8 protein-coding genes are annotated in these 8,916 nt (G+C 46.5%); 5 read left to right on the top strand and 3 right to left on the bottom strand.

All coding sequences use genetic code 11. The features are described from left to right. The 3 genes from GX419_10620 to GX419_10610 form a co-directional block, all read right to left on the bottom strand. The coding region (locus GX419_10620; protein NLI25146.1) for an ATP-grasp domain-containing protein at positions 1-905 on the bottom strand (905 nt) is incomplete at its 3' end. Then, positions 905-1,714, bottom strand: a complete 810-nt coding sequence (locus GX419_10615) for an enoyl-CoA hydratase/isomerase family protein (protein ID NLI25145.1) — start codon at positions 1,712-1,714, stop codon at positions 905-907. The genes GX419_10620 and GX419_10615, both read right to left, overlap by 1 nt. 17 nt (positions 1,715-1,731) lie before the next feature. After that, the gene (locus tag GX419_10610) at positions 1,732-3,339 is read right to left on the bottom strand and encodes a methylcrotonoyl-CoA carboxylase (protein NLI25144.1); all 1,608 of its coding nucleotides are present in this window, start codon (positions 3,337-3,339) and stop codon (positions 1,732-1,734) included. Positions 3,340-3,561: 222 nt separating this feature from the next. Here GX419_10610 and GX419_10605 point away from each other — a divergent pair, with 222 nt between their 5' ends. The 5 genes from GX419_10605 to GX419_10585 all read left to right on the top strand — a co-directional run. After that, the gene (locus tag GX419_10605; protein ID NLI25143.1) at positions 3,562-4,689 is read left to right on the top strand and encodes an acyloxyacyl hydrolase; all 1,128 of its coding nucleotides are present in this window, start codon (positions 3,562-3,564) and stop codon (positions 4,687-4,689) included. A 254-nt stretch (positions 4,690-4,943) separates the two neighbouring features. Further along, positions 4,944-6,482 carry a glucose-6-phosphate dehydrogenase gene (gene zwf / locus GX419_10600; protein ID NLI25142.1) on the top strand — a complete coding sequence of 513 codons (1,539 nt, stop codon included), beginning with the start codon at positions 4,944-4,946 and terminating at the stop codon, positions 6,480-6,482. A gap of 12 nt (positions 6,483-6,494) precedes the next feature. Continuing rightward, a complete protein-coding gene (pgl, locus tag GX419_10595; protein NLI25141.1) occupies positions 6,495-7,256 on the top strand; it encodes a 6-phosphogluconolactonase in 762 nt (253 codons plus the stop codon). Positions 7,257-7,315: 59 nt separating this feature from the next. Further along, complete coding sequence (mnmA, locus tag GX419_10590; GenBank protein NLI25140.1) at positions 7,316-8,491, top strand: tRNA 2-thiouridine(34) synthase MnmA; 1,176 nt, start codon at positions 7,316-7,318, stop codon at positions 8,489-8,491. A 184-nt stretch (positions 8,492-8,675) separates the two neighbouring features. Next, the coding region (locus tag GX419_10585; GenBank protein NLI25139.1) for a hypothetical protein at positions 8,676-8,916 on the top strand (241 nt) is incomplete at its 3' end.

The following is an 8,916-nucleotide window of genomic DNA, read 5'->3' as shown; positions in this document are numbered from 1 at the left end:
GTAACAGGATGTTCAACCTGAATGCGTGTATTCATTTCGAGGAAAAAGAACTGCCCGTTATCAGAATAAAGGAACTCGATGGTACCAGCACTTCTGTACTTGGCAGCGGATGCGAGTGTAACAGCGGCATGACAGATTTTCGCCCGCACATCAGGAGTAATGGAAGGCGAAGGCGATTCCTCGATAAGTTTCTGATGACGTCGTTGAATGCTGCATTCACGTTCCCCGAGGTGTACAACATTTCCTTTTCCGTCACCTAAAATCTGAACCTCTATATGTTTTGCCTCCGGAAGAAATTGTTCAAGATACACGGTAGGATCTTTGAAGTAGGCATAAGCTTCACGGGAAGCTGCCTGAACAGCATCATGGAGGATATCAGGGTCCGCAACAATCCGCATACCCTTTCCTCCCCCTCCTGCTGCAGCCTTAATCATAACAGGAAAGGGAATATCCAGGGCCTTGCGGGGTAATTCGTCGGGCTTTCCCTGAACGGAACGGAGCACGGGAATACCCAGTTTTTCAGCCATTTCCCTGGCCGTCAGCTTATTTCCCATAGTCTGTATCGTTCCGGAAGTGGGTCCGATGAAAAGGACACCTTTTTGTTCACATAAATCTGCAAACAAAGCATTTTCTGATAGAAAACCATAGCCGGGGTGCACTGCATCGCAATGCAAATCCAGCGCAATTTGTACCAGCTTCTCCCAATTGAGATATGTTTCGAAGAGATTGGAACCTTCCAGAATCACTTTTTCATCGGCCATGCGCACATGCAATGCATCGGCTTCATCACGGGAAGCAACAGCAACTGAAACAATTCCCAACTTACGAAGGGTACGGGCAATGCGCACAGCAATTTCCCCCCTGTTAGCAATTAATACTTTCCGGATATTATGGAGAGAATTCATTACGGCTGATTTTTTTGTTTCCGATTCCGGCCTTTCTTTCCTTTAGCAGCAAGAAATGACCTGATCGATTCCCGGGCTTCCTTTGAAAACAGCATATCGGCAAAGATTCCGGTGGTATATTCTCTGGCTGCTCCCAGCCAGGTAATGCGCGATGAGGTAAATATCATTTTTTTACATTCTTCAAGAGCCTTCTGTTTATTTGAAACCAGGGCCTGAAGATACAGGTTGACCTGCTGTTGCAATTGATCTGCCGGAAGGACAAAGGAGGCCAGGCCGTAATCGAGAGCTTCATGTGCGTCAAACTCGCGGGCAGAGAGCATCAGTTCACGGGCTCTTCCTGATGAGATTTTCTTCAGTACAAACGAGGAGATAACAGCAGGCACCATGCCGATTTTAACTTCACTGAAGCAGAGACGGCAGTTTTCGGTAAGGAAGGTTATATCGGCCGCGGCCAGCAATCCTATGCCTCCTCCGTAAACACTGCCATGCGCAGTTACGACAACCGGAAAAGGGGACTTTTCAATCAAATCAAGAAGGTCAAACAGCAAACGTGCATATTGCAGGCCTTCTTCCCTGTTACCTGATTCTGACAAGTCAGTAAGATCTGCTCCGGCACAAAAAATATCCCCTTCATGATCAATGACCAATGCACGTGTGGCAGTATCGTCCTGGACATCCATCACTGCTTCGGTCATTTCGGAGATCATAAGCCGGCTGAGGGCATTTCTCACCTCCGGCCTGCTGAGGATAAGTCGGCTTATTCCGCTATCTTCTCTGGTTAACCTGACAGTTTTGTATGGGAATGCCATAGTGTTTTTCATTTAAACTACATTCGGTATATACCCTGGGATGGTTGATCCCATAAACGATGCAACGACATACGTATGCCGAAAGCGAGATACTGCCTGGTGAATACGGGGTCAATGATTCCGTCATCCCAGAGCCTGGAAGTAGAAAACCAGGCAGAATTCTCTTTCTGGTAACGGCTGCGAATTTCCTCTTCCATTTTTTTCTTTTCTTCTGAAGACAGAACAAATCCCCTGGCCCGCATCTGATCTTCCTTAACCATGGTAAGAACTTTAGCAGCCTGTTCCCCGCCCATAACTCCGATTTCGGAATTGGGCCACATGAAGAGCAATTCAGGCTCAAATGCCCGTCCGGCCATAGCATAATTTCCGGCTCCATACGACCGGCCGATGACCACAGTAAATTTGGGAACATTGGCTGTTGCAACGGCATGCACCATTTTGGCTCCGTCCTTGGCAATGCCAGCCTGTTCAAATTCTTTTCCGACAATAAAGCCGGCAATATTCTGCAGGAATATCAACGGTATAAATCGTTTCTTGCAGAGTTCTATAAAGTGGGTTCCTTTGAGGGCCGAATCGGAAAAAAGAATTCCGTTGTTGGCGATAATTCCAACTGGATAGCCCATAATTCGGGCAAAGCCGGTAACTATGCTGGTACCATACCTGGCTTTGAATTCATGAAACCGGCTCCCATCAACAATCCTTGCTATAACTTCATAAGGATCAAAGGCCTTCCGGAGGTCAGACGGAATTACACCATAAAGTTCGGAAGGATCATAAGCAGGTTCTTCGGGTGCAGCCTGATCAAGGCTCTGCTGTGCACCGGCATTTCTGTTGGCCAGAATATCCCTGCAAAGGTCTAGTGCCTGTATTTCATTTTCCGCCATGTAATCGGCAACACCTGACCGGGCAGTGTGAACGTCAGCTCCTCCCAATTCTTCGGCGGTAACATCCTCGCCGGTTGCAGCTTTTACCAATGGCGGACCACCAAGAAAAACGGCAGCCTGATTGCGCACCATAATTGTTTCATCGCACATAGCAGGCACATAGGCGCCTCCGGCTGTACTCGAACCCATTACTACGGCAATCTGAGGGATGCCCAAAGCCGACATGCGTGCCTGATTGTAAAATATCCGGCCGAAATGATCTCTGTCAGGAAAGACCCGAGCCTGTTCCGGAAGAAATACACCCCCTGAATCAACAAGATATACACAGGGCAGATGATTGTTCATGGCAATTTCTTGCGCACGAATATGCTTCCTGATGGTCTCCGGTATATAGGTTCCCCCTTTGACGGTTGCATCATTGGCTACAATTACCGTCTCCCTACCGTGCAACAGGCCGATACCTGTTACTATACCCGCTGAAGGAAAGTCGTTGTTATACTGATCCCAGGCTGCAAAAGGAGAAAGCTCAAGAAAAAAACTCCCCCTGTCAATCAAACGTTCAATACGTTCCCGGGGTAAAAGTTTTCCCCGGCTGATATGACGCCGAACAGATTCTTCCTGGCTTCTGTCAAATACCTTAGCAAGCCTTTGTTTAAAAATCTCAAGGTGCTGCAAAAATGCCTGCCTGTTGTTTAAGTATTCATCCGATCTGATATTCAGTTTGGAATGTATTTTATCCACTGCACAAAAGCTTATATGTGTTCCTAATAACAATGCATGTTCCTGTTTTGTTTATCAAAACAGAATTTTTGTTTACTTTTCATTGATAAACAATAAACAAAATTCACATGATTTATAAGGAAATTTAAGAAAAATATTCATTTTTTCAGGTAAATCCCTTTTTTTTGTTTTGGTCAACAAGAGAACCAAATAATACCACGTTTCTATACCCAGAGGGAAGTCATGGAAGGCAAATTCAGCGATTACCGGTACGTAATTCTTCTTTTACTGTTTCCTAATTTATTTCAGAATTTTGAGGCTTTTGCGCAAAAAGACAGCCTGGGTAATCCATTTTTCATTGGCATAAAAGCTGATTATGGATTTATTATTCCCCATTCTGAGTCGATCCGGAGCATATCTTATTCCCGCCCCAGAGGATTCGCCATCGATGCTGGCTGGCTGCTATTGGGGCAGAGAGCATGGGATTACTGCTATTGTTATCCTGAAAGTGGAATCAGTTTTTCGTTCACTGATTTTAACAATCCTGAAATTCTGGGTCGCTCATATTCGTTGATGTACTTTATTGAACCCGGGTTCAGCCTGCAAAGAAAAATCCATTTTTCTTACAGAGCAGCTCTGGGATTAACATTTCTTGACACGCCCTATGATCCAGTAAAAAATCCGTTGAATCTCTTTTACAGTTCAAAAATAAGCTTCCCCCTACAGGTAAGTTTTTCTGCCAACTGGAAAGTAAATGACAATTTATCATTGAAAGTTAGCGGTCATTATAGTCATATTTCAAATGGCGGCATCAAAGAACCCAACAAAGGGATTAATTATCCCACCATCAGCCTCGGAGCTGAGTATTTTGTGAGCTCGCCCCCTCTGCCGCAAAGGGAGAAGAAAAGAACGGAACTTTATCCTCTCTTTCTGCAATTGTACGGCATGGTTGCTGCCACCGGCAAGACTGTTTCGCATAACGAAAAGCAACGTTACCCGATTGCTGTTGCTATGCTGGAAATACGAAAAAAATTTGCCAGGATGAATTCCTGGAGTGCAGGGGCAGAATGGGTTGCCGATTATTCGCTCAGAGAAATAAACCGGAGAAATGGAGTGGATCAGGACTTCAACCGAGCAGGAATACTTGCAGGGCACCATCTTCTTATAGGCCGTTTTACCTTTTATCAAAAGCTTGGTATCTATATCTACAGCCCGACCCAACCAAAAGACCCGGTATACCAGCGGTATGGACTCATCTATCAGTTTGCTGACCACTGGTTTGGAGGAGTTGATTTGAAAGCACACAGGCATGTTGCCGATTTTCTGGATGTACGGATTGGCTATTTTATAACAAGGCATCATGGGAGATGAACACATGCTGATGAAACCCACATGCTTTGCAAACACAAACACAGCGGTAATAGAATCACCAACAGGTGGTTTCCATCACACCATAATAAATCAATTTTATTATGACGAAAAGGTATATGTATATTGATGAAAGTCAAGAAATTGCCGAAATCCAATCGATACAAGCTGACCAGAATGACTTTACTTTAAATTGCAGGTAATAAATTACCTTTGTCAACTTTCAGAAGATGTTACATACCGGAAAAATGAATCATATGGGCATTCCTGAGAATCTGATCATGGTGATCTTCGGGGCTTCGGGTGATCTGACCATCCGCAAACTGCTGCCGGCATTATTTGAGTTGTACTGTCGGGATATGTTGCCTGAAGGATTTGGAATACTTGGCACAGGCCGTACCCAACTGGATGATCACAGTTTCAGGGAAAAAGCCATGGAAGGTCCTTTGCGCGAAAAAACTGATGTTCCGGAATGCAGGGGTAAAATGGATACCTTTCTTCAGCACCTTTATTATCTATCCATCGATCCGCTCGATGAAACCGAATATGTATTGCTGAGGGAGCGATTACTGGATCTCGATTTCCGTTACAACGTTTCGGGGAACTATATTTTCTACCTTGCCACTCCTCCTGAACTGTATCATGTAATTCCGGGAAATTTAGCATCCCAGAGGCTCAATCAATCGCCCGGAAATTCAGCAGAACGAAAGATTGTTATCGAAAAGCCTTTTGGGATGGATCTGGCCTCGGCCAGGGAGTTGAATGCGTATCTCCGACAATTTTTCGACGAAAAACAGATTTACAGGATTGATCACTATCTGGGAAAAGAAACTGTTCAGAACCTGTTGGTTACAAGATTCTCCAATGGCATATTTGAGCCGCTCTGGAACCGCAATTTTATTGATAAGGTCGAAGTAACAGCGGCGGAGAATCTGGGTGTGGAAAACCGTGGCAGATACTATGACAAAGCAGGCGCTTTGCGGGATATGGTTCAGAATCATCTGTTACAGCTCACCGGAATCATTGCCATGGAGCCCCCCTCATCGATGGATGCGGAAGCGATCCGATCGGAAATTGCCAAAGTCTTCAACTCTATTAAACGATACACGGAAGAAGAAATTGAAAAGAACGTCATTCGCGGGCAATACGTCAGTTCCTTTATCCGTGGAAATCCCGTAAAGGGGTATCGCGAAGAACCGCATGTAGATCCCAACTCCCGCACTGAGACATTTGTAGCGCTTAAGATGTACATTGATAACTGGCGCTGGGCCGGTGTCCCCTTTTATATACGCACCGGAAAAAGAATGCCTACCCGTGTAACCGAAGCAGTCATTTACTTCCGGTCAGCGCCTCTGGCCCTGTTCACCGGAGAAGAGGAGAATATGGTCCTGCGGCACAACCAGCTGATACTGCGCATTCAACCTGACGAAGGAATCCTGGTCAGGTTCGGGATGAAAGTCCCGGGAGCTGGTTTCAGGGTAAAGGAAGTTAATATGGATTTTCATTACAGGGATCTGGCCGACATCCGGCTCCCCGATGCCTATGAACGGCTTCTGTATGACTGCATGATGGGCGATCCTACCCTTTACACACGAGGAGATACGCTGGAAGCAGCCTGGAAATTTATTGATCCCATCCTTGCATTCTGGAACGATAACCGGGATGCAAAACTTTACGGTTATCCGGCGGGCACGTGGGGGCCCGAAGAGGTAAACAGCCTTTTCAACTCCCCCGGAGAATCCTGGCGATACCCATGCCGGAATCTTTCTGACAGCGATAATTACTGTGAACTATAATACGGAATCATTATGAAAGTTTCAACCCCCTTTGGTGAATTCAGGGTTCATAAAAATCAAAATGAACTGGCATTTGAATTCGCCCGTTTTTTTCAGGATCTGAGCGCTTCTGTCATTGCCAGAAAAGACGTAATGAACATTGCCCTGGCAGGAGGGAATACGCCCAAAACAGCATATGGTGTATTGAGCGATTTTTACCGGAACAAAATTGAATGGAACAAAATACATTTCTTCTGGAGCGATGAACGGTGTGTAACTCCTGATCATCCGGAATCCAATTATCTGATGGCAAAGGTTTATCTTCTTGATCAGCTTCCCATTCCTGAAGGCAATGTGCACAGGGTTTTCGGTGAACAGGACCCGGTGGCAGAAGCCGTACGGTATGGCAATCTGATACAACGTCTTGTGCCGCAGGTTTCCGGAGTTCCCATCTTCGATCTGATCATGCTGGGAATGGGCGAGGATGGCCATGTAGCATCTATTTTCCCGGATCAGATTTCCTTGTTTGATCATGCATCCCTTTGCGCTGTTGCAGTTCATCCATCTACAGGCCAGAGGAGAATTACCATGACGGGGAAACTGCTGAAGAATGCACGCAATATAACAATTATGGCAACGGGAAAAACAAAAGAAGGGGTTCTGAACGATCTGCTCAACAATCCTGACAAGGCCCCCCTTTATCCCGTATCCCGGCTTCGTGAAGGAAAAGGGAAAATCACCTGGTTTGTTGACCAGGAAATTTTCCCGGCATCTCTTCTGAACACAACACACTGATTTTCCGAAAAGGAAGCCTTTCTTATTTCGTATCTTTGCGCCGGTTTTTGCATGGTATCATGAAGAAAAAAGTCATTGTCGGACTCTCAGGCGGGGTTGATTCAAGTGTTGCGGCACTGCTTCTGAAACAGGAAGGGTACGATGTAACCGGTCTGTTCATGATCAACTGGAAAGATACCACCGGCACCCTGGCAGGCGATTGTCCGTGGAAAGACGACCTTTTGTTTGCCGAAATGGTGGCGCGCAGGCTGGAAATTCCTTTTCTCACGGTTGATTTTAGTGATAGATACAGGGAAAGGGTTGTGGATTATATGTTCACTGAATATTCAGCCGGCCGCACCCCTAATCCGGATGTACTGTGCAACCGTGAAATCAAATTTGACCTGTTTCTGCAGAAAGCCCTCGAAGAAGGAGCCGACTATATTGCCACAGGCCATTACTGCCGGAGGGAACCTTTGGCGGAAAATCCGCAGATAGTGCGGCTGCTTGCAGGTATTGACAAAAACAAGGATCAGAGTTATTTTTTGTGTCAGCTTCATCAGGAACAGCTTGCCCGTTCCCTGTTTCCTCTGGGAAACCTGACCAAGCCAATGGTACGGGAGATGGCGCGGACGCACAAATTGCCCACAGCCGAACGAAAAGATTCCCAGGGCATTTGTTTTATAGGGAAAGTTGATCTGCCTGCCTTTCTTCAGCAGAAACTGGAGCCCAGAGAGGGAAATATCATTGAAATACCGGCCAATGCGCCTGTATATAGTGAAAATGAAAATCAGGAAGACCCCGAAGTTCTGGTGGCTCCCTATCGTTATGCACCTGAGATGGGGAAAATTGCCGGAAAACACAGGGGGGCATGGTTTTATACCATTGGTCAGAACAAAGGCCTTAATATCGGTGGCCGGCCTAAGCCCTCGTTCGTTATTGCTACCGATCCTGTCAATAACATAATCTATACGGGAGTCGGCGATGATCATCCCGGATTGTACCGCAAAGGACTCCGGATAGCACCCCGTGATATCCACTGGGTTCGCCCTGACCTTATGCCTGAACAACCCTGTACCCGGGATTATCTGGTGCGCATCCGATACCGCCAGCCATTGCAGGAAGCCAGGATTGTATTCAGATCATCAGGAGCTTACATTCTCTTCAGGGAAAAACAAAGGGGAATAACACCCGGTCAGTTTGCGGCCTGGTACGACGGTGAGGAAGTTATCGGATCAGGAGCAATCGCTGAATGATTTTATTCTTAAAAATGGCTTGAAAACAAAACAGGAGGGCAGTATGTTGCCCTCCTGCAAACATCATTAATAATTAGGTTGGCTTAGCTGTAGCTAGTGCCTGGTTATAGTAAATACAAATAATTAAGCTCTTACCCTAAATGGTGATTTGTATTTCATCCACATTGCGCCTTAAAACTGCGCAATGTGCCGCAAGGGCCGCTTCCACTCCGTTCCAGCGGGATTTGCCCGGATGCCATCCCCTAAGGCCGGCCCACTGCGCATCAGTCCGCTTGCCCTCCTGATGCGCAATCCGGGCTTAACCGGCCGCTTCCACTCCGTTCCAGCGGGATTTGCCCGGATGCCTGCGCGCAAAGCCTCCGCACTGCGCATCAGTTCCCTTTCGCTCCTGATGCGCAATCCGGGCTTAACCGGCCGCTTCCACT

It is taken from the genome of Bacteroidales bacterium (assembly GCA_012517825.1).
GTDB lineage: Bacteria > Bacteroidota > Bacteroidia > Bacteroidales > JAAYUG01 > JAAYUG01.
The sequence above is the reverse complement of the archived record's forward strand: the minus strand, read 5'-3'. Positions and strand labels throughout refer to the sequence as shown.